Annotated in this window: 15 protein-coding genes; 9 read left to right on the top strand and 6 right to left on the bottom strand. The window is 44.8% G+C overall.

The window, feature by feature from the left end; genetic code table 11:
• The first annotated feature begins 15 nt into the window (after positions 1–15).
• The 3 genes from HC026_RS08280 (at position 16) to HC026_RS08270 (ending at position 3,544) form a co-directional block, all read left to right on the top strand.
• Positions 16–1,326 (top strand): GntP family permease, encoded by a 1,311-nt coding sequence (locus HC026_RS08280; RefSeq protein WP_168925522.1) that lies wholly within the window; start codon positions 16–18, stop codon positions 1,324–1,326.
• A gap of 12 nt (positions 1,327–1,338) precedes the next feature.
• Positions 1,339–2,487 carry a glycerate kinase family protein gene (locus HC026_RS08275; RefSeq protein ID WP_168925521.1) on the top strand — a complete coding sequence of 383 codons (1,149 nt, stop codon included), beginning with the start codon at positions 1,339–1,341 and terminating at the stop codon, positions 2,485–2,487.
• A gap of 148 nt (positions 2,488–2,635) precedes the next feature.
• On the top strand, positions 2,636–3,544 hold the full coding sequence (locus HC026_RS08270) for a metal ABC transporter solute-binding protein (RefSeq protein ID WP_232843699.1): 909 nt from the start codon (positions 2,636–2,638) through the stop codon (positions 3,542–3,544).
• 98 nt (positions 3,545–3,642) lie between these two features.
• Here HC026_RS08270 and ptsP read toward each other — a convergent pair whose 3' ends face one another.
• The 4 genes from ptsP to HC026_RS08250 form a co-directional block, all read right to left on the bottom strand.
• The gene (gene ptsP / locus HC026_RS08265; RefSeq protein ID WP_168925520.1) at positions 3,643–5,364 is read right to left on the bottom strand and encodes a phosphoenolpyruvate--protein phosphotransferase; all 1,722 of its coding nucleotides are present in this window, start codon (positions 5,362–5,364) and stop codon (positions 3,643–3,645) included.
• Positions 5,365–5,425: 61 nt separating this feature from the next.
• Positions 5,426–6,787: a PTS ascorbate transporter subunit IIC gene (locus HC026_RS08260; RefSeq protein WP_168925519.1), complete on the bottom strand. Its 1,362-nt coding sequence runs from the start codon at positions 6,785–6,787 to the stop codon at positions 5,426–5,428.
• Positions 6,788–6,814: 27 nt separating this feature from the next.
• Entirely contained in the window at positions 6,815–7,120 is a 306-nt protein-coding gene (locus HC026_RS08255; protein ID WP_168925518.1) for a PTS sugar transporter subunit IIB, read from the bottom strand.
• 28 nt (positions 7,121–7,148) lie between these two features.
• Positions 7,149–7,598, bottom strand: a complete 450-nt coding sequence (locus HC026_RS08250) for a PTS sugar transporter subunit IIA (protein ID WP_168925517.1) — start codon at positions 7,596–7,598, stop codon at positions 7,149–7,151.
• 240 nt (positions 7,599–7,838) lie between these two features.
• Here HC026_RS08250 and HC026_RS08245 point away from each other — a divergent pair, with 240 nt between their 5' ends.
• A complete protein-coding gene (locus tag HC026_RS08245; RefSeq protein WP_168925516.1) occupies positions 7,839–8,399 on the top strand; it encodes a TIGR01440 family protein in 561 nt (186 codons plus the stop codon).
• Positions 8,400–8,479: 80 nt separating this feature from the next.
• On the opposite strand, the gene HC026_RS08240 is transcribed toward HC026_RS08245, so the two are convergent.
• Entirely contained in the window at positions 8,480–8,617 is a 138-nt protein-coding gene (locus HC026_RS08240) for a hypothetical protein (RefSeq protein ID WP_168925515.1), read from the bottom strand.
• 182 nt (positions 8,618–8,799) lie between these two features.
• Here HC026_RS08240 and HC026_RS08235 point away from each other — a divergent pair, with 182 nt between their 5' ends.
• From HC026_RS08235 to HC026_RS08215, 5 genes are all read left to right on the top strand, one after another.
• Positions 8,800–10,533, top strand: coding sequence for an ABC transporter ATP-binding protein (locus HC026_RS08235; RefSeq protein WP_168925514.1), 1,734 nt, complete (start codon positions 8,800–8,802; stop codon positions 10,531–10,533).
• A complete protein-coding gene (locus HC026_RS08230; protein ID WP_168925513.1) occupies positions 10,533–12,419 on the top strand; it encodes an ABC transporter ATP-binding protein in 1,887 nt (628 codons plus the stop codon). The genes HC026_RS08235 and HC026_RS08230 overlap by 1 nt, the downstream gene beginning before the upstream one ends.
• Positions 12,420–12,430: 11 nt before the next feature.
• The gene (locus HC026_RS08225) at positions 12,431–13,387 is read left to right on the top strand and encodes a hypothetical protein (protein ID WP_168925512.1); all 957 of its coding nucleotides are present in this window, start codon (positions 12,431–12,433) and stop codon (positions 13,385–13,387) included.
• Positions 13,388–13,736: 349 nt separating this feature from the next.
• Positions 13,737–18,206 carry a glutamate synthase large subunit gene (gene gltB / locus HC026_RS08220; protein WP_408640992.1) on the top strand — a complete coding sequence of 1,490 codons (4,470 nt, stop codon included), beginning with the start codon at positions 13,737–13,739 and terminating at the stop codon, positions 18,204–18,206.
• 6 nt (positions 18,207–18,212) lie between these two features.
• On the top strand, positions 18,213–19,643 hold the full coding sequence (locus HC026_RS08215; protein ID WP_168925511.1) for a glutamate synthase subunit beta: 1,431 nt from the start codon (positions 18,213–18,215) through the stop codon (positions 19,641–19,643).
• 78 nt (positions 19,644–19,721) lie between these two features.
• On the opposite strand, the gene HC026_RS08210 is transcribed toward HC026_RS08215, so the two are convergent.
• Positions 19,722–21,031, bottom strand: a 1,310-nt coding sequence (locus HC026_RS08210; protein ID WP_168925510.1) for an LPXTG cell wall anchor domain-containing protein, incomplete at its 5' end; no start/stop codon positions are given.

Below are 21,031 nucleotides of genomic sequence, written 5' to 3'. Positions count from 1 at the left end.
TAGGAGGAGTTAATCATGACACAAACAGTTGTTGTGACTTGGTGGGCAGCGTTGATTGGGCTAGCTTTAGCCATTGTCCTGATCTTAAAAAAATTAAATGCTGTCTACTCACTGTTATTGGGCGCAATTGTCGGCTGTTTAATTGGCGGCGCAAATTTGCTGCAAACTGTTAATATTTTAATTGCTGGGTCACAAAGTGTGATGGGGACGATTTTAAGGGTTCTGGCTGCCGGAATGTTGGCCGGCGTTATGATGGAATCAGGTTCTGCGGAAACGCTGGCTCGGACAATCGTTTCTAAACTAGGCGATCGACTGGCGATTTTCGCACTGGCATTAGCTACTATGGTTATCACTGCTGTGGGTGTCTTCATTCCTGTGGCGGTATTGATTGTCTCGCCTATCGCCTTAGAGGCGGGCAAAAAGATGCATATTTCTAAATTAGCGCTGTTGGTTGCTCTGTCTGGTGGTGGTAAAGCGGGTAACATTATCTCACCTAACCCCAATACGATTGCGGCGGCTAAGGGGTTCGGTGTTGAATTAAGCCAAGTCATGATTGCCGACTTCATCCCCGCATTATTTGGTCTGGCGATGACTGTGCTCCTTGCCAGTTTACTGAAAAATAAGGGCTCTCAGGTACTCGACGAAGATTTGGCTAACCTCATGGCAACGACTCCTGAAAAGAAGGATTTGCCAAGTTTAGGCAGCTCACTGGTAACACCCGTAGTTGCAATCGTTTTATTATTGCTTAATCCAATTGGCTCCATGCTCAAGATTAAGTTTCTGACCACATTAAATCTGGACGCACTTTACGTGTTACCTATCGCCGCAATTATTGGCGCCCTCGCTATGAAGCAGGGTAAAAAGCTGCGATCCTATGCCGCTTCTGGGATGACCCGGATGACCGATGTTGTGCTTATTTTGATTGGCGCCGGTGCAATTGGTGGCCTCATTACCAATTCGAGCTTACCTGAAGAAGTGATTGCCCTCATCAAGGTTTCCCACCTCTCAGGCACGCTATTAGCCCCAATTTCAGGAATTTTAATGGCGGCGGCTGCAGCTTCAACTTCTACTGGTGTTATCCTAGCTACTGGGTCATTCGGAAAATCCATCCTGGGCTTTGGCGTTGCACCACTAGCAGCGGCAGCTATGGTTCATACTGGTGGTGTCGTGATTGATCACCTGCCTCATGGTAACTACTTCCACGTTACTGCCAACGCCATGCAGATGGACATTTCAGAGCGTTCAAAGGCAATTGTTTACGAATCGATGGTTGGACTCACAACCACCATTGTCGCAACCTTAATGTTTGGCTACATGCATTTTTAGGAGGATTTTAATATGAAATTTGTGCTTGCGCCCGACTCGTTTAAAGGCGGGATGACGGCTAAAGAAGCGGCTAACGCAATGCAGACTGGTTTGGAGAAAATTTTCCCAGCAGCCGAATTTGAAAAGGTACCAATGGCTGATGGCGGTGAAGGAACAGTCCAATCACTCGTGGATGCAACTAATGGCCGCCTGATTGACAACCAAGTCACAGGCCCTTTAGGCACCCCCGTACAAGCTAAATACGGCATACTGGGTAATGGCCAAACCGCAGTCATCGAAATGGCATCGGCCAGTGGTATTCAATTTGTTAATGAGCAAACTCATAATCCCTTAATAACAACAACTTACGGAACTGGTGAATTAATACTGGACGCCATGTCACAGGGAATCAAACAAATTATTATCGGCATTGGCGGGAGTGCGACTAACGACGGCGGTGCTGGTATGGCACAAGCGTTAGGCGCTAAATTATTAGATCAAAACAATCATGAATTACCCTTTGGGGGTGGCCAACTAGGTCAATTAGACCATATCGATGTTTCAGGCCTCAATCCCGCCGTCATGGCGACTAAGATCATCGTCGCGTCTGACGTCACAAATCCGCTGGTGGGTCCCGATGGTGCATCCGCCGTTTTCGGGCCACAGAAAGGTGCCACTCCGGAGATGGTTAAAATCCTAGACGCCAATTTGCAACATTATGCTGACATCATCAACCGTGATTTACACCATGATTTGGCTAACCTGCCAGGAGCTGGGGCCGCTGGCGGCCTTGGTGCTGGATTGCTGGCGTTCACTAACTCGGAAATGCAAAGGGGAATTGACATCGTGATTGAGTATTCCCATTTAAAAGAACGTGCTCAAAACGCCGACTTCGTTTTCACTGGCGAAGGTGGTATCGATTTTCAGACTAAATTTGGCAAAACGCCCTATGGTGTCGCGCAGGCAACCAAGTCGGTTTCACCCAATGCACCAGTAATCGTTTTGGCCGGTAATGTAGGGGCTGGTATTGATAGCTTATACGCTAAAAACGCCATCGATACTATCTTTCCAATAGTCCCCGGCGTGACCACCCTTGACCAGGCAATTGCCGATGGTCCTAAGAATCTCGCACTGTTGGCAGAAAATGTTGGTCGTTTAATCGGCAGTATCCATCATGATTAATGAGTTAAGTAAACTCTCGTTACGCCAATTTCGACGTAGCGAGAGTTTTGGGTTATTTTAAAGTTTTATTTTAACCGCAGTTTGATTGTGGTATTCTATACTAATAGTAACTATTATCATTTACTTGAGGAGGCAGTCTGAACAAATCATGATGTTAAAGCGTTATATTCGAACTTTTGGCACGCTACTAACTCTTGGACTTATTGCCATCCTGTTGGTCGGTTGCTCGTCTAAGACCACCGCAACACGCCATCCTCATCAAATCAACGTGGTGGCCTCCTTAGACTTCTACGGTGAAACCGCTAAAGCCGTCCTGGGTGACAAAGGGACAGTGACTTCAATTATTGATAAGCCAAGCATGGAACCCCATGAATTTGAGCCAACGACTAACACAGCCAAGCAAGTTGCCAATGCCGATGTCATTGTTTATAACGGGTTGGGCTATGATACCTGGATGAATCGCCTTTCTGCAGATAATACGGGCACGACCAAAATCAACGTTGCTCAGGGCCTCATGAACAAGCACAACGGCGAGAACGAACATATCTGGTACGATATGAAAACAATGCCTAAATTAGCTAATGCACTTGCTGCGCAGTTTACTAAACGTCAGCCCCAAAATAAGGCTTATTTCAAACAAAACGCCAAGCGTTACATTCGTTCACTGGAACCGTTAGCTAAAAAAGTCAGCCAGCTTCGGGCGAATAGTCACCATGCAAGCGTTAACGTGAGTGAACCAGTGTTTGATTACACCTTAACCGAAATGGGCTATCATCAAAACAATAATCATTATGCCCAAGCTGTTCAAAATGACACTGATCCGTCACCAAAAGACATCAAACAAATGCAAGCCGACATTCGCCAACGTAAAATTGCCTTTTTTGTGGTGAACACCCAAGAAATGAGTAAGATGACCACCAATCTGGTCTCACTAGCAAAAGACAGCGGTGTGCCAATTGTCCGTGTCACGGAGTCACAACCGGCTGGAACAACCTACAAGACATGGATGATGCGCCAACTGGATCAGGTGCAAAAGGCGCAGGAGTATGAAAGGTAGATTCTATCTATGTAGCCCAAAAACGTCATCCCGATAAGAACTCGAAATGACGTTTTTTGTGGTTTATTTTTGAATCTACCAAGCGGTATCACAGCCTGTTATTTAAGAAAAGTCTTGACCATCTTAATCGTGTCTTCGTTAGTTAACGCGTTACTTAAAACTTGATCAACTAACTGAGCACATTTCTTAGTATTGAGTGAACGCATAGCACTCCGGGTTCGGAGAACTGAACTAGAGCTCATTGAATATTCATCAAGTCCCATCCCCATCAATAGTGGTAGTGCAATCGCATCACCAGCCATTTCACCGCACATGGCAGCAATCTTGCCCTCTTTGTGAGCAGCGTCAATCACGTGTTTAATCAGCTTTAATAACGCCGGGTTGTAGGGCTGATATAAATAGGAAACACACTCATTGCCCCTATCAGCAGCGAAGGTGTACTGAATTAAATCGTTAGTCCCGATACTAAAGAAATCAACTTCTTTGGCAAATCCTTCAGCAAAAATGGCAGCTGCAGGTACTTCAATCATCATCCCTAATTTAATGTCATCACCGATACCTGGATCAGTTGCCTGCAACTTTTGTCTTTCCTCAATAAAAATGGTCTTTGCCTGTCTAAACTCTTCCAAAGTCGCAATCATGGGAAACATGATTCGCAGTTGACCATACTTAGAAGCCCGGATCAAAGCGCGTAACTGAGTTCGGAAAATAGACTGTCGCTGCAATGAAATTCGGATTGCACGATAACCAAGAAACGGGTTCATTTCTTCAGGTAAGTGCAAATAGCTTAACTGTTTGTCACCACCGATATCCATAGTTCTGACGACTACTGGCTTGCCGTTCATTACTTTAACGACTCGCTTATAAGCATTAAACTGCTCTTCTTCAGTCGGTAAATTACTGCTGTCCATATATAGAAACTCTGAACGAAATAAGCCAACAGCATCCGAACCAGCCTTTAAAACATCTGCCATATCAGCTATCGTCCCAATATTTGAAGCAATTTCGAACTGCTTACCATCTGCCGAAACCGATGGCGCATCCACTAACTTTGCCCATTGCGCACGTTGGACTTCAAAATCATCTGCTTGCCGCTGATAATCCTTCATTTCATCAACCGTTGGATTACTAATTGCTTCGCCAGTTAGACCGTCTAAGATAACTGTCTCGTCATTTTGAATTTTTTGAGTGGCATCACTAGTCCCCACGACTGCTGGTATTTCAAGTGTCCGCGACATGATAGCAGAATGACTGGTTCGACCACCCAGGTCAGTAACAATCCCCTTGATATACCGCTGATCCATCTGTGATGTATCCGATGGCGTTATTTCATGGGCGACCAATACAACCGGTGTATTGATTCCACCTAAATCAGGTAATTTTTTCCCTAATAAGTGACTTAGCACACGGTTAGTAACAGCACGGACATCTGCGGCTCGTTCCTGCATGTACTGATTTTCTTTCATTGCCTCAAGTGCATTAATGAAGGTGTCTGTAACTTGCTTCAATGCCTGCTCTGCGTTAATTTTTTTGGTTTGGATCAGCTGTTCAATCTGCTTAATCATTTCCGGGTCGGTTAACAACGCGATATGCGCGTCAAAAATAACCAGTACTTCTTTATCCATATGACCCTCAGCACGATTTTTAATCGTCTTAAAGTCTGTAATTGAGGCATCAAGCGCCTGGTGTAACCGCTCAATTTCAAGATCAGGATCAGCATCAGTCACCTTTTTAAAGCTTAAATCCGGTGTGACTAATAGGTAAGCCTTTGCAATACCGATTCCATCGCTGGCTGCAATTCCCTTGATTTTCACTGACAAATTAGCTACCTCTATTCCTAAAAATTCACTGAAGAAAGCCGTCTTTAATCGATTATCGAATCTAATTGCCGTTAGAGCGCTTTTTAACGGTCACAATATGACTAGCAACCAACACACAGAATACGAATACTAGGATGCCAGTAATAATGCCAACTTGACCCAAACTACCAAGATTACCCAGTAATATTCCGGGAATCAGGTAGTCAGTATCAGCAAATGTCGATGCTGATAACTGGAGTGTACCCAAAACTGGCAAGATAAACAGCGGTAACCAACTGATCAGTAAACTGTTCACAGCTGCACCAATAATGGCACCACGTCGACCACCAGTAGAATTACCATAAATTCCAGCAGCAGCGCCACAGAAAAAGTGGCCAACTACACCCGGAATAATAACGGTTGTTCCCATAGCTATCATTGCAAACATGGACAGTGTCCCAACAATGAAACTAACGAAGAAACCTAGTAACACTGCGTTAGGCGCATAAGGAAAGATGATTGGGACGTCCAACGCTGGTTTTGAATCAGGCACCAGTTTCTGTGCAATCCCCTGGAACGCCGGCACAATTTCAGCCAAGATCATTCGAACCCCTTGTAGCACAACAACGAATCCTGCAGCAAAGGTTCCTGCCTGAACCAGCGCATAAATAATGTAATTTGTGCCGCCACTAAGGTTTTTACCGACGAAGCTTGGTCCTGCAACAATCGCCAAAACAATATAAACAATGCTCATAAGTAACGTAATCGAAACGGTTGAATCGCGGAGAAACCCAAAACTCTTTGGAATGTTCAGGTCTTCCGTACTTTTCTTGGGGTCACCAAACCATTTACCCATCAATCCAGCTGTGGCATAGCCTATGTTACCGGTGTGCCCCATAGCCACGTCATCACCACCGGTAATCCGCCGCATAAATGGCTGGGTCAGAGCCGGTGTAATCGTCAACAACGTCCCTTCAAAAATACCGCCTAAAACGATGGTGATCAGTCCGGTACCTAAATGCGCGCTAACCAAAATAACCGCGGTCATACATGATACGTACAACATTGCCTGACCAGTTAGAAAAATGTACTTAAAGGCTGTAAAACGAGCTAATAAAATATTAACAATCATGCCGACCAGCATAATCAAGGCAGTAGTGCTGCCATATTTCACCAGTGCCATGGCAACCACGGCTTCATTACTGGGAACGACCCCTTGAACGTGCAACGCAAATTTAAACATCTTAGCAAAGGGTTGTAAGGAAGTACTTAAAATTCCAGCACCACCAGTTAGAACTAGAAAACCAACGAACGTTTTGATGGTGCCCTGAATCACTGCAGTCGCCTTCTTCTTTTGAAGGAGAAGACCAAGCATAGCAATCAGAGCAACCAAAATAGCTGGTTGAGAAGCAACGCTGACGAATAAGTTCAAAATAGCTTTCATGCGATAATTCCCTCCATATAAAGATGGTTATTCAGCGGTATACTGAATACCTTCCTTATCGAGAATATCATTGACGTGCGCTTTAGTTTCCTCTTTGTCGATCAATGACTTTAATAGCACGGTGCGGTCCTTAGGTAAACTAGCAACAGCATCAGCTAGTGTGGACTCGACGAAAAAGTAATCAGCCGCATCGGCGGTAGCGCTACCCACGTCAGAGTGGTCAAGTTCAATGCCACTGGTATCTACCTTTTCTGCTTTCAAAATAGCTTGAATATTCATTTGAACCATGAAGCTCGTTCCTAAACCGCTTTGGCATACTGCAAGAATTTTCATTGTTTTTCCTCCTATAATGTAAGCAACTTTATGACTCAATGCTCTTTAATATCATCAGTATTTGATGGACCGTTCTAGCTTCTAACACTTCTTTTACGGCCTCTTTGTTCGTTAAGAGTTCCATTAACTGTTGAATGACGCCCAGGTGACTGTGACTATCAGTAGCAGTTAAAACAAACCAGAGTTTGACGGGGTGTTCTGCATCTACAAAATTAACGGGTGAGTTAGTCTTCAACAACGACAGTCCAATTCCGTGAACAGCGCTACTAGGCCTAGCATGTGCTAAAACAATCAGCGGACCGATATTCATGTAGGTTCCTTTGTCTTTTACAACATCAATAATTGATTCAACATATGCTGGCTCAATCGTTTTTGAATTGACGAGTGGCCGGGCAGCCAATTTAATCGCCGCTTCCCAGCTAAGGCCCAGTCCATCCGCAACCTGCAATGTTTTTGTGTTCAATAAATCCAGCAACACTTACACCCCCGCTTTAACCGTCAACTAATTCCTGACTTGATTATATAAGCTAAGGAACTATTTCACAACTACCCTGCCAACGGTAAATAACGGGCACTGATATAATTGCGACAGCACACTACATTTATTGACACAACTAACTAGACATTTCCCAAGTCCTGCCGATTGTAATTCCCATCCTATGAAGGTATGATTAACTGGTAACTTTACATATGGATTGGAAGGAGTATCAAAAATATCATGACTTCAGATGACATTAAGACCTCATTAACAACTGCTCTCAACGAATACTTTGATCAAGTGAACTTACCCGAAAACGGCTTATTCGTTCTTGGTTTTAGCTCTAGCGAGGTAATGGGCTCTTGGATGGGGCAAAACTCCAATCAAGAAGTTGGCGATACCGTAATTAACACCCTACTGCCAATTTTGAAAGACCATCACCTTAACCTTGCTGTTCAGGGCTGTCAACATATCAATCGAGCACTATTGCTCGAAAGAGAAGTGGCTGATCGCCGCGGCTATGAAATCGTCTCCGTAGTCCCTCAACTGCACGCGGGTGGCGCTGGTCAAGTAGCTGCTTACAAGGCTTTTAAAGATCCCGTTGAAGTTGAACGAGTCGTAGCCGATGGCGGTATGGACATTGGTGACACACAAATTGGCATGCACGTTCGCTGGGTTCAGATTCCGGTAAAGACTTCTGTAAAGGAAATTGGTGCTGCTCACACCACTTTCCTAACATCACGACCAAAGTTGATTGGTGGGCCACGCGCCATTTACGATATGCCAGCGGATCAACGTTAATATTTTTATCAAAATTGAAAGCGGGTATCCCGACTATGGGTGCCCGCTTTTAAGATGCAATGCTAAATAATCAACAATGCTTACTTTTGATGCAACTGATAACTCACCTGATAGGATTCGATGCCGTGTTCTTCAAACGCAGTCTCCAAAATATGAGCAAATTCATTAATATCAACCGATTGTGGCAAGTGGATCAGGACATCATTATTATTTGTCATTATCAGGCACCTCTTCACGTTTATTTATATCCATTATACGAACATACGTTCTAAAATGCAACTACAAAAAAGGATGAAATATTAACCCTTAAAAAAGCGAATTTTATTGCGTGTTTTTTCGCCAAATAGGTGTACAATAGTTCGTTGCATATGTTTTTATACACTCGAAAGGAGATTCTGCAATGCTCAAAATTGCCAAGGGTCGTGTCTCCTATCTAGCCGTTATCGGTGCGATTATATTCATGACCATTCAGGTTATCGCAAACCTGAACCTGCCTAGTTTGACCTCTGACATTGTTAATAACGGGGTTGCAACTGGTAATATCAGCTATATCTGGAAAGTCGGAATGAAAATGGTTGGTTTTTCATTACTTAGTATTGTTGCGGCCATCTGTAACGTTCTCCTAGCTTCCACAACGTCACAAAAGCTCGGCCAAAACTTGCGGAGTGACATTTATCGTAAAGTAATGAACTTTTCAACTGACGAGTACGATCAAATTGAAACTTCTTCATTAATTACTCGAACCACTAACGATGTGGTTCAAATCCAAAACGTCGCTATCATGATGTTAAGAATGATGATTATGGCGCCTATCATGCTGATTGGGGCCAGCCTTTTAGCCTATGGTAAAAACCACACGTTAACCCTAGTTTTCTTGGTTTCGTTACCTTTACTAGCCCTTTTCATGGGTATCATGTTGAAGTTTGCGATGCCAATGTTCCAAGCCATGCAAACGAAGACTGACCGAATCAACCGGATTTTCCGTGAAGGTTTGACCGGTGTCCGGGTCATCCGGGCTTTTCGCCAAGACCAATTTGAACAAGATCGTTTCGAAGACGCTAACGTTGATTACACCAATAATGCCATTAACGTTAACACTTTGTTAGCATTGGCCTTCCCTGTCATGACGCTGATCATGAGTGGGACCAACGTTGCAATCATTTTATTTGGGGCACACTTAATTGGTAACCAAGCCATGCAAGTGGGTAATTTAATTGCCTTCATGACATATGCCATGCAGATTCTAATGAGCTTTATGATGCTGTCCATGGTCTTGATCTTTATTCCACGGGCACAAGCATCTGCCAAGCGAATCCAACAGGTCTTCGACTTACAATCTACCATGAAGGTTGCTGACAACCCGAAAGCGTTAGTTGCAGACGCCGATCACAGTTTGGCATTCGATCACGTTTCGTACCGCTACGTTGGTGCAGAAAAGTCTGCTTTAACAGACATTGATTTCAGCGCTAAAAGTGGGCAAACTGTTGCCATCATTGGCGGTACGGGTTCTGGTAAGTCAACTTTGATTAATCTGATTCCCCGGTTTTATGATCTTGAAAAGGGTCAAATTAAAATCGACGGTGTTGACATCACTCAACTGGCACCAGAAAAGCTTCGTGATGCTGTTTCTTTAGTCCCACAAAAAGCAACGCTATTCACGGGTTCACTAAGAGAAAATATGAAATACGGGAAACCAGACGCTACCGACGATGAAATTTGGCACGCTCTGGACATTGCCCGTGCTCGTGACTTCGTTGAAGAAGATCCTGATGGGCTTGATATGTACGTTGAACAGGGCGGCGGCAACTTCTCCGGTGGTCAACGACAACGATTGGCAATTGCTCGTGCATTAGTGAAGCAGTCAGCCATCTACGTCTTCGATGACTCCTTCTCAGCTCTAGACTTTAAGACTGATGCTGACCTGCGTGCAGCGTTACGTCAGGACAAGCATATTCAGCAAAGCATCACTGTCATCGTTGCCCAACGTATTGCTACCGTAGCAGACGCTGATTTAATTCTGGTACTCGACAACGGTCAACTTGTCGGTAAGGGTACTCATGATGAATTAAGAAAGACTAACGAAGTCTATCAAGAAATTATCAAATCACAAATCAGAGAGGGGGATGCTGAATAATGGCTGATTCAAAATCAAAGCAATCCACTCGTCCTACCAATGTCGGCGGTCCTGGTCATGGTCACGGCCATGGTCTGGTCGAAAAACCCAAGAACTTTTGGGGCACGACTCGCCGATTAATGAGTTACATGTCTGATCGTATTGTCGGCTTGATTCTGGTACTAATTTTTGCCATTACCAGTGTCGTCTTCCAGATTCGAACCCCTAAGATTTTAGGTGAAGCCACTACTGAGATTTTCACTGGTGTGATGAAGGGACAATCCCAACAAAAAGCCGGTTTCAATCTCACTCATCTCCCGATTAATTACGACAAGATCATTCACATCATTATCATCGTGGGTGTCATGTATCTGACTTCTGCCGTTTTCAGTTTCTTACAGCAGTGGATCATGACCCTGATTTCTCAAAAAACGGTTTACAAACTTCGGCGTCGGATGAAGGAAAAAATGCGAATCGTCCCTATCCGCTACTATGATACCCATAGTAACGGTGACATTATGAGCCGTGCGGTTAACGATATGGATAATATTGCTAACACGTTGCAACAAAGTCTGACGCAAGCTGTCACTTCAACCGTCACTTTCATTGGGACACTATGGATGATGCTTACCATCAGTTGGAAGCTAACACTGATTGCGTTGGTGACAATTCCACTGAGTTTAATTATTGTGGGCATTGTGGCACCAAAATCACAAAAATTCTTTGCCAGTCAGCAAAAGAGTTTGGGTTTGATGAACGACCAAGTTGAAGAAAACTATTCAGGTCAGCAAGTTTTAAAGAGTTTCAACAAGGAAAAAGACACCATCGATTCCTTTGAGAAACAAAACAAAGTCTACTATCAATCAGCTTGGAAAGCGCAGTTTATTTCCGGTATCATCATGCCGTTAATGATGTTCTTGAATAACATTGGTTACGTTTTTGTTGCCATTATTGGTGGTATCTCCGTTGCTAACGGTAATATCACTCTTGGTAACGTTCAGGCCTTCCTGCAATATACCAACCAATTCTCACAACCAATTTCACAACTAGCCAACTTGATGAACACGATTCAATCCACCATTGCCTCTGCAGAACGGGTCTTTGACGTTCTAGATCAAGAAGAAATGAAGGATACTTCTAACGATTCACCGGTTAAACAAACCGACAATCTGTTGGAAATGGATCATGTGAAATTCGGTTACGAAGGTGACGACCTATTGATGAAAGACTATAGTCTGACCGTCAAACCAGGGCAGCAAGTCGCTATTGTCGGTCCTACTGGTGCCGGCAAAACAACTATCATCAATTTGCTGGAACGCTTTTACGATGTTAAAGGCGGCGCTATTCTACTGAATGGTCAAGATACCCGTAACATGGACCGAGAAGATTTGCTTTCTCACTTTGCCATGGTACTTCAAGATACTTGGTTATTTACCGGCACAATCTTTGATAACATCAAATATGGCCGTGAAGACGCCACTGAAGAACAAGTCATTAACGCCGCTAAGGCAGCCCACGTGGATGAATTCGTACGACGATTGCCAGATGGTTACAACACCATTCTAAACGAGGATGCTTCCAACATTTCTCAAGGTCAGCGACAGTTGATTACCATCGCCAGAGCCTTTGTTGCCAATCCGGAAATTCTGATTTTGGATGAAGCGACTAGTTCTGTTGATACACGTACCGAGGTTCAGATTCAACACGCCATGAGGCTGTTACTCAAAGATCGGACCAGTTTCGTTGTGGCTCACCGGCTGTCAACGATTCAAAATGCTGACAACATCATTGTGATGAACCATGGTTCAATCGTTGAAACTGGTACTCATGATGCCTTGCTCAAGCAGAATGGCTTCTATGCGGATCTGTATAACAGTCAATTCACTGACGGCATTTCATTCGGTTAGGAGGACGTGTAATGAAAAGATTTAGTTTAATTTTATCTGCCGCCCTACTTAGCCTGGTGCTGGCAGGATGCGGCAAACCGTCATTATCAGTAGGTCATAAAAGTTATGAACCTAGTGGAATGACTGCCGTAATTAAGGGTCACAGTAACCAAAAGACAGTTACGTACCAGATCAACAATGGTTCACCCAAGAAACAGGCAGTGCTGAATGGTGGGTATGCCATTACTTTACCCGCCAAGCCATATCAACAAACAGTTAAGCTCACTGCTGGTGGTCAACGGACCTCTACCGTCATTCAAAAGAGTCCAGCCATCATGAGTTACAGTAAATTTAAAACAACTTACAACCAAGCTTTGCTGGCAACTGCCTTGTCCAAAAAAGATCAGGCAACAGCGATGCAGCTCCAAAAACAAGGCGCTCAATTGCAGCAGCAAAGTGCCAAGCTCAAGGCTGAGTCAAAAACCGCTCAAGCTAAGTTGAAGTCTGGCGATACGTCAGCCCAAGCTACTTTAGCCTCCCTATCTAAACAGGGACAGCAGCTGCAGGCACAAGGCGCTAAGTTAAAACAAACCCAGGCTGCCTTAGCTCCAGCCCTCGCCAATGCTAAAAAGCAAGTCGCTGGCGACACCATTACCGCTAAGGCGCAGACCGGTGTTTACACCCTGAAGAAAACCGCTAATGCCACCGTTCGTGGAAACGTTGATGGCGGCAAACTTATCGGCGCAACTTTAATGGTGCCAACATCGTCACTCAAATCAAAAGCCGCTGCCAAAACCTTTATGACAGAACTGGCTGTGTTAACTGGCAGTACGGGTGCCAACACCCAAAAGGTACTCAAGGGCTTTGAAAATAAAGCCAACAAGAAGAATAGCAGTCAAACAACAACCAGCACCATTCATTCAAAGGGCATTGATTTTGACCTTGGTTATTCGAAATCGACGCTTTATATTTATGTGACGCATCATTAATTGAATCGTCTATTTAAGGATTCCATACCGACTAAATATCGGCATGGAATCCTTTTTTCTTAGGAATATTTAATATTTCTAAATGTCATATTTTCTCTTTGATAGTTGCTCAGTCAACACTATCTCAACAATAATAGATACGCTCATTTCCTGATATATCAGTCATTATGGTAAATGTTTATTAGTAAACTTAAATATTCCGAAAATGGATAAAATCCTGAAATAGCTAAAATTTTAAATATTTATTTACTTCCAAGTATTGCCAGAAAATTAAAATTAGAATATCATTAGAATAATTCTCATAACCTTGATGACCTTTCCTTACAATTTTAGAAGTAGGTGACAGTCTTTGAAAACTCTGAATCACGATGCAAATCTGATGTACGATCCGAAATTTGAACATGCTGCTTGCGGAATGGGTTTTATCACTCAAATTGACGGTCATGCAGACCACGAATTAGTTGAAAAAGCACTCACTATGCTGGAACGCATGAATCACCGTGGGGGAACTGGTGCTGAACCGGATACCGGCGATGGTGCTGGTATCCTCATGGCAATGCCGGATAAATTTTTCCGTCAGCAAATGGCCAATGCCAACTTAGAACTGCCGGATAAAGGTGATTATGCTGTTGCGCAACTATTTTTACCCCATGAAGGGCAAAAACGGGATGCCATGTTGACGGCTGTGACGGCACAAATCGATCAAGCCGGGTTCCCCGTGCTATGGACTCGTCTGGTTCCCTTTGTTTACGAAAATTGTGGTCCTGGCGCTCAGAAATCGATGCCAGGATTCGTTCAAATTATTGTTCAACGACCTGCCGATGTTGCAGCTGGCCGTCCTTTTGAAGACGGCCTATATACGCTGAGGCGACAACTGGAACACGTTTTTGAACATCAGTCGCTGGCCATTTGTTCACTTTCAAGTCAAACCATCGTTTATAAAGGTATGCTGCACGCTTATCAGGTTGGTCGCTTTTATCCTGATCTGCACGACCCAACAATGGAAAGTGCGATTTGTCTCATCCATTCCCGCTTCTCCACCAACACTTTTCCAAGCTGGTCACGGGCTCAACCCTTTCGCTTTCTTGCCCATAACGGTGAAATAAACACGTTAAAGGGCGCAGAAAATTGGATGACCAGTCACGGCATCGACATTTACGATGAGGAGGATTCCGATTCTGCTAAATTGGAAAACTGCATGGAGTACCTTTATCGTCAGGGACGCTCAATTCCCAAAGCACTCATGATGATGATCCCAGAAGCTTGGGGTTCTGGTGTTGCGATGTCAAAAGAGCAACGCGCATTTGATGAATACAATGCCACCTTCATGGCACCCTGGGATGGTCCAGCGGCGCTATGTTTTACTGATGGTATCCAAGTTGGCGCCTTTCTTGACCGTAACGGGCTGCGACCATCACGTTATACCCTGACTAAAGACCGCGTATTAGTCGTGGCTTCTGAATCAGGTGTTGTGGACGTGTTGCCAACCGATATCGTTAAAAAGGGTATTTTAGGCCCTGCTCAAATGATTGTGGTTGATACTCAATCAGGTAAAATTTATCAATCAGATGAAATTAAGCAAGCTTTCGCCAATGAACATCCCTATCAGCAATGGCTGACGGCTAACCGAATTTCACTGAACAAGTTACCAGAAGTCAAAACGGAGACAACCATTTCAGACACTGAATTAAAACGACTCTGGCTGCAAAATGGCTATACTCATGAAGTCATTGAAACGGCTTTGATTCCGATGGCTGAAAATAGTGGTGAACCCGTGGTTGCCATGGGATTTGACTCACCATTAGCGGTCCTCTCACATCAATCAGAAAATCTCTTTACTTATTTCAAACAAGCTTTCGCGCAAGTGACCAACCCACCGATTGATCCCCTCCGCGAAAAAATCGTCATTAGCACGACACTCTACTTGGGACGGGACGCAGATATCACCACTGATACGGCTGAGAACTGTCATAAAGTTTGCATTGAAAGTCCCATCTTAAGTGATCAGGATTACGCCAAGATTGAAGCACTGGATTTACCAGGACTTAAAGTGGCTAAATTGAGCTTAGCTTATGATTTAATTGAGCGACCTAATCGCTTGTTCCATGCACTGGATGATCTATTTAAACGAGCTGAAAACGCCATTGATCAAGGGGCCTCAATCCTGATTCTTTCGGATCGTGAAACTGGTAAACACCAACTCACTATTCCCGTCTTGCTGGCGGTTTCTGGTTTGCATAACTACCTTGTTCAGCAAGGCAAGAGTACTGACGCGTCCATTGTAGTGGATACGGCAGAAGCCTGTGAGCTGCACCATTTTGCGTGTCTCGTGGGCTACGGCGCGACGGCTATCCACCCTTATGGCGCCTATGCCACACTGGCTTCACGCGGATACGAAACTAAATTAGCCAACTACCGACTGGCCGCTACTAACGGCATTATCAAAATTATGAGCCGGATGGGGATTTCAACCATTGCTGGTTATCAAGGGGCACAACTATTCGAAGCGGTTGGTCTCTCAACCGAAGTGGTGGATCAGTATTTCACTGGTACTCCCAGCCGAATTGGCGGCTTAACACTCAACCAAATTGAAGACGAATACGCGGTAAAATACCATGCTGCTTACAATGCCCACAACATCGATGATTTACCATCAGGCGGTAGCTTCCAATTCAAGTCAGATGGTGAGCATCACCTCTATAACCCTGAATCAATCTATCAATTCCAAAAGGCCGTCCGCTCAGGCAGCTACGCAGAATATCAAAAATACGCTGCACAAATGAATCAAGAAGCCGTTAATAACCCGGTTACCTTACGTTCAATGTGGGAAATCAAATCGAAAGACCGCTCTAGCGTTCCAATTAATGAAGTAGAACCAGTCAGTTCAATTGTCAAACGCTTCAAATCCGGTGCCATGAGTTTCGGTGCCCTTTCAGAAGAAGCTCACGAGACAATTGCGATTGCCATGAACAAGCTAGGTGCCCGCAGTAATTCCGGCGAAGGTGGCGAAAATCGTAACCGATTCAAAGTGGGGGCTGACGGATTAAACCGCAACAGCCGAATTAAACAAGTTTCCACTGCCCGGTTCGGTGTTAACGCTGAATACCTTGAAAGTGCTGACGAAATTCAAATTAAAATGGCTCAGGGCGCTAAGCCAGGTGAAGGCGGTCAACTACCTGCCGGCAAAGCCTACCCGTGGGTTGCAAGTATTCGTGGGTCCATTGCCGGTGTCCAATTAATTTCACCGCCGCCTCACCACGATATCTACTCGATTGAAGACCTTGCTCAATTGATCTATGACTTAAAACAAGTGAACCCTTACGCGATTATCAACGTTAAGCTTGTATCTTCAACCGGCGTTGGCACGATTGCAGCTGGTGTGGTTAAAGCCGGTGCTAACACGGTTGTAATCGCTGGCTACGACGGTGGTACCGGTGCCGCTCCAAGAAACTCTACTCGTGATTGTGGACTTCCATGGGAGATGGGCTTAGCCGACGCTCACCAAACGCTAGCGCTTAATCATTTACGTCAACGAACAACTCTCGAAGTGGATGGCAAACTGCTAACTGGCCGTGATATTGCCGTGGCCATTATGCTGGGTGCTGAAGAATTCAGTTTTGCTACCCTGACCATGGTGGCGATCGGCTGTATCATGATGCGGAAATGTAACCTTAATACATGCCCCATTGGCATTACCACTCAAGACCCTGAGTTACGCCGCTTATTTGCTGGCAAGCCGGAATACGTTATCAACATGATGCACTTTCTGGCACAGGATCTGCGTGAACAAATGGCTCAATTAGGTTATCGAACCGTGGACGAAATGGTCGGCCATGGTGAACATCTAACGCCGCGTTACGTCCCAGCTGGTAAAGCTAAATCGCTCAACTACGATAAAATGATTGGTAAAACCATTACCATCCAACGAAAGGCCAAGGATCCGTTCCGTGCTAAATACATGTGGCCTGATCTCAACGTCATTACTGAAGCCAGTCTAAAAAATGGGTCCACTACAGTCATCAATCAACCCATCAACAACACCAATCGAGCTGCTGGGACTCGCCTCGGTGGCTGGATTGCGGCACGATTTGGCAACCATGGCCTCAAACCGGGTGCCCTGCAACTTAACTATACCGGAACTGCCGGACAAAGCTTCGGTGCCTTTATTACCCAGGGACTTGAGCTTAAGTTACGAGGAGAAGCCAATGATTACGTTGGTAAAGGGCTTTCTGGTGGGCGACTGATTGTTGCTTCACCGGAGGGTGCCGAGAACATCTACGCTCATGCCCCAATTATTGGCAACGTGGCCTGCTTTGGTGCCACTAGTGGTGAAGCTTTCTTCAACGGCCGTGCTGGTGAACGTTTCTGCGTCCGTAATTCTGGCGCAAACGTTGTGGTTGAAGGTATTGGTAACAACGGCTGTGAATATATGACTGGTGGCGTCGCAGTCATTTTAGGTCAAACGGGCCGCAACTTTGCTGCTGGGATGTCTGGCGGTATCGCCTACGTTTATGATTGGAAGCACAACTTTAAACAACGGTGCAATACCGAACTCGTCGATCTATATGATCTAGGCGAATCAGGTGACGACAGCATTTTAAAAACACTGATTGAAAAACACTATTACTACACCAAGTCGTCACAGGCCAAGAAGATTCTTGATAACTGGGAAGACGCAAAACGACTATTCGTTAAGGTTTACCCAAGGGATTATCACCGGATGCACAACTTGATTCACAAGTTTGAACAAGCTGGTATTCCTAAGGATCAAGTGATTCAAAAAGCCTTCGATGTCGCCACACAAACGGGAAAGGAGTGATTGAGTATGGGAGATCCAAGAGGATTTATCAAACACGATCGAAAAAGCAATCCTATGCGGCCAATCACACAACGGATCAAAGATTTCAACATCATGGAAATTGACCTGGATGACGCTGATCGACGGATCCAAGCCAGCCGCTGTATGAATTGTGGTATTCCCTTCTGTCATCACGGTATTTTTTATGGCGGTAAACGTGGTGTGAGTGGCTGCCCCAACGATAATTTGATTCCTGAGTGGAACGATTTAGTCTATAAACAGCGGGACAAGGCAGCCTTTGAACGCTTAACGCGAACTAACTACCTACCGGATATGACCGGCCGAGTTTGTCCAGCACCCTGTGAGGTGGCTTGTGTCAACGCCCTGAACGGTCCAGGAATCACCATTCGTAACAACGAAAAATTCATTATTGAACAGGCCTTCAAAAATGGCTGGGTAGTTGATTCGGGTAAACCTGCTCACCGAACCGGTAAAAAAATTGCGGTGATTGGTAGTGGTCCCGCCGGTATCTCTGCTGCCTGGCGTTTAAACCAGCTGGGTCACTCCGTTACTGTTTACGAACGGGCCGATCGGTTTGGCGGCTTGTTGATGTACGGCATTCCCAACATGAAGCTGCCTAAAGAAATTGTTGAGCGGCGGATTCAAGCAATGCGCGATGTGGGCATTGAACTGATTGCTAATACTGAAATTGGTCGAGATATTGACGTTGATACCTTAAAGGCTAAGTATGACCGCATCGTCATCTGTACTGGTGCTCGCCAGGCACGTGATTTAGACGTTCCCGGCAGACAGCTGAAAGGCGTGATGAAGGCTGTCGATTTCCTGACTGAAGCCACGAAATCAGTAATCAAAAATGGGACCGCAGCTACTGATGCACTAAAGGGCAAGCATGTAGTAGTCCTAGGCGGCGGTGATACGGGTAATGACTGTATCGGTACTGCTATTCGTCAAGGTTGCACTGGTATTACTCAGCTGGAAATTAATCCAGCATTGCCAAAAGAGCGCACGTTAGACAATCAATGGCCCGAGTGGCCGATGGTGCTGAAAGATGGCTATGGTCAATTGGAAGCACAACGGTTGTTTGGCGAGATCACCACCTACACAGCAACGGCTACTGGCTTCTTCGGTGAGGACGGTCAGTTATCTGAAGTTGAGGTTAGTCGAACTGATCACTATCAGCCAATTGCAGGCAGTCAAAAGCGCATCAAGGCTGATTTAGTTCTTTTAGCTATGGGCTTTACTGGTGCGGAGCAATGGTTATTTGATGCATTTGGCATTACTAAGGTGAACGCCAATTACAGCACCAATGATAGTCAAGTTTTTGTAGCCGGTGACAGTCACCGTGGTCAAAGTTTAGTCATCTGGGCGATTTACGAAGGCCGGATGTGTGCCGAAAAGATCAATGCTTCATTTGAAGTGTTGTCAGCAAAAGTTTGAGGTTGTGACACAAAGAACGCCATATCGGTATTTGCCGATATGGCGTTCTTTTGAATCTAATAGCCACGTAAATAATGATTACTTCTCATCTTCACGTTTCTTCTGTTTAGTAAAACCTAACAAACTCAACATACTCATCAAGCCAAGTCCAAGCAAAGCCCAAAAACTAGAATTTTGTTCACTGGTTTGTGGCAAGCTTGCTGATTTGTCGCCCGCGACGCCAGAGTTGCTTGTTTGCTGTGATTGAGTCACCGCAGCACGACTTTCTTGATAAGCAAGCTCACTTTGCGCATCACTGTGACTTGTTTGATTTGACCTAGCTGACTGGTTAGTAGCATTCTGACCCTGATTTGTAGCAACTGTATTGTTATCAGGGTTCCCAGCTGTAATGTGATTGTCAACAGAATCACTCGGTGTCACAGTATTGTGATCCGCACCATCCGTGTTAACATCATCATCGTCAGTTGGTGTGGTCGTATCAGTTTCAGGATTGTCAGGTGTGACGTCAGTGCTTCCACCACCGGATGGCCCTACTGGTACTACAACCATCACATTAATTGGTTGAGCCGGATTTTGGTCATTAGGAATTTTGACAATGCCTTCACCTGTATTGACCAACTGGTAACCGTTCGGCACGTTACCTGCTACATTAAAGTTATTGCCTGGATTACCAACCACACTTGTTGTACCAACAACTGTTCCGCTAGGCGTGACAAAGTTAACCGTGTATTGATTAGCGAAAGGTACGTTATCAGTTGGTACCTTATCAATTTCAACACCCTCAACATGACTCAACTCAACGATATACGTTGGCGTTTTGCCATACTGATTGAAGGTCTTAGATGCGCTGACCAAGCCATTATTGTCGCCTTTGCTTGGTGTGTATCCTTGATTAAGCAATTCTTGTTCCTTCGCAAAAGCACCGCTGTAATCAACATTAGCATCTGAGACGCCACTTAAAGTAACTGCACCCAAATCAGTGCCTTTATCATCCACAAATTGAACTTTAATGCTTTGTGGATTTGGTGTGTAGACCACGTTAACGGTATCGTCACGATTTGCTGGAATCGTCACAGTGTCAGTCGTCGCAGTGTAACCAGGAATTGTAGGAACCGTAACAATTGTGCCAGGATAATCACTAACAGTGGTTGAAGGCTTGTTTGGAATTGCATTACCTTGGTCGTCAGTAGGAATTAACGTTGTCGGTACCTTAACATTTTTGATCTTACTCAGGACAACCACGTAAGTTGGGGTGGCTGCATCGCCATGGTCATAAGTTGTCTTAGCATTGGCCAAACCGTTATTGTTGCCCTTCTTCAAGGTATAGCCCTGATTCAAGAGGTCTTGTTGCGCTTCAAATGCTGGCTGGTAATCCACCGTTCCGTCGG

The organism is Secundilactobacillus angelensis, from assembly GCF_012641075.1.
Taxonomy (GTDB): Bacteria; Bacillota; Bacilli; order Lactobacillales; family Lactobacillaceae; genus Secundilactobacillus; species Secundilactobacillus angelensis.
This window is presented reverse-complemented; position numbering and strand designations above follow the sequence as displayed.

Coding starts and splice junctions, on each gene's coding strand:
- HC026_RS08235 (WP_168925514.1), top strand. CDS start 8,800: ATGCTCAAAATTGCCAAGGGTCGTGTCTCCTATCTAGCCGTTATCGGT.
- HC026_RS08260 (WP_168925519.1), bottom strand. CDS start 6,787: ATGAAAGCTATTTTGAACTTATTCGTCAGCGTTGCTTCTCAACCAGCT.
- HC026_RS08270 (WP_232843699.1), top strand. CDS start 2,636: ATGATGTTAAAGCGTTATATTCGAACTTTTGGCACGCTACTAACTCTT.
- HC026_RS08280 (WP_168925522.1), top strand. CDS start 16: ATGACACAAACAGTTGTTGTGACTTGGTGGGCAGCGTTGATTGGGCTA.
- HC026_RS08275 (WP_168925521.1), top strand. CDS start 1,339: ATGAAATTTGTGCTTGCGCCCGACTCGTTTAAAGGCGGGATGACGGCT.
- HC026_RS08215 (WP_168925511.1), top strand. CDS start 18,213: ATGGGAGATCCAAGAGGATTTATCAAACACGATCGAAAAAGCAATCCT.
- HC026_RS08240 (WP_168925515.1), bottom strand. CDS start 8,617: ATGACAAATAATAATGATGTCCTGATCCACTTGCCACAATCGGTTGAT.
- HC026_RS08245 (WP_168925516.1), top strand. CDS start 7,839: ATGACTTCAGATGACATTAAGACCTCATTAACAACTGCTCTCAACGAA.
- HC026_RS08255 (WP_168925518.1), bottom strand. CDS start 7,120: ATGAAAATTCTTGCAGTATGCCAAAGCGGTTTAGGAACGAGCTTCATG.
- HC026_RS08230 (WP_168925513.1), top strand. CDS start 10,533: ATGGCTGATTCAAAATCAAAGCAATCCACTCGTCCTACCAATGTCGGC.
- HC026_RS08225 (WP_168925512.1), top strand. CDS start 12,431: ATGAAAAGATTTAGTTTAATTTTATCTGCCGCCCTACTTAGCCTGGTG.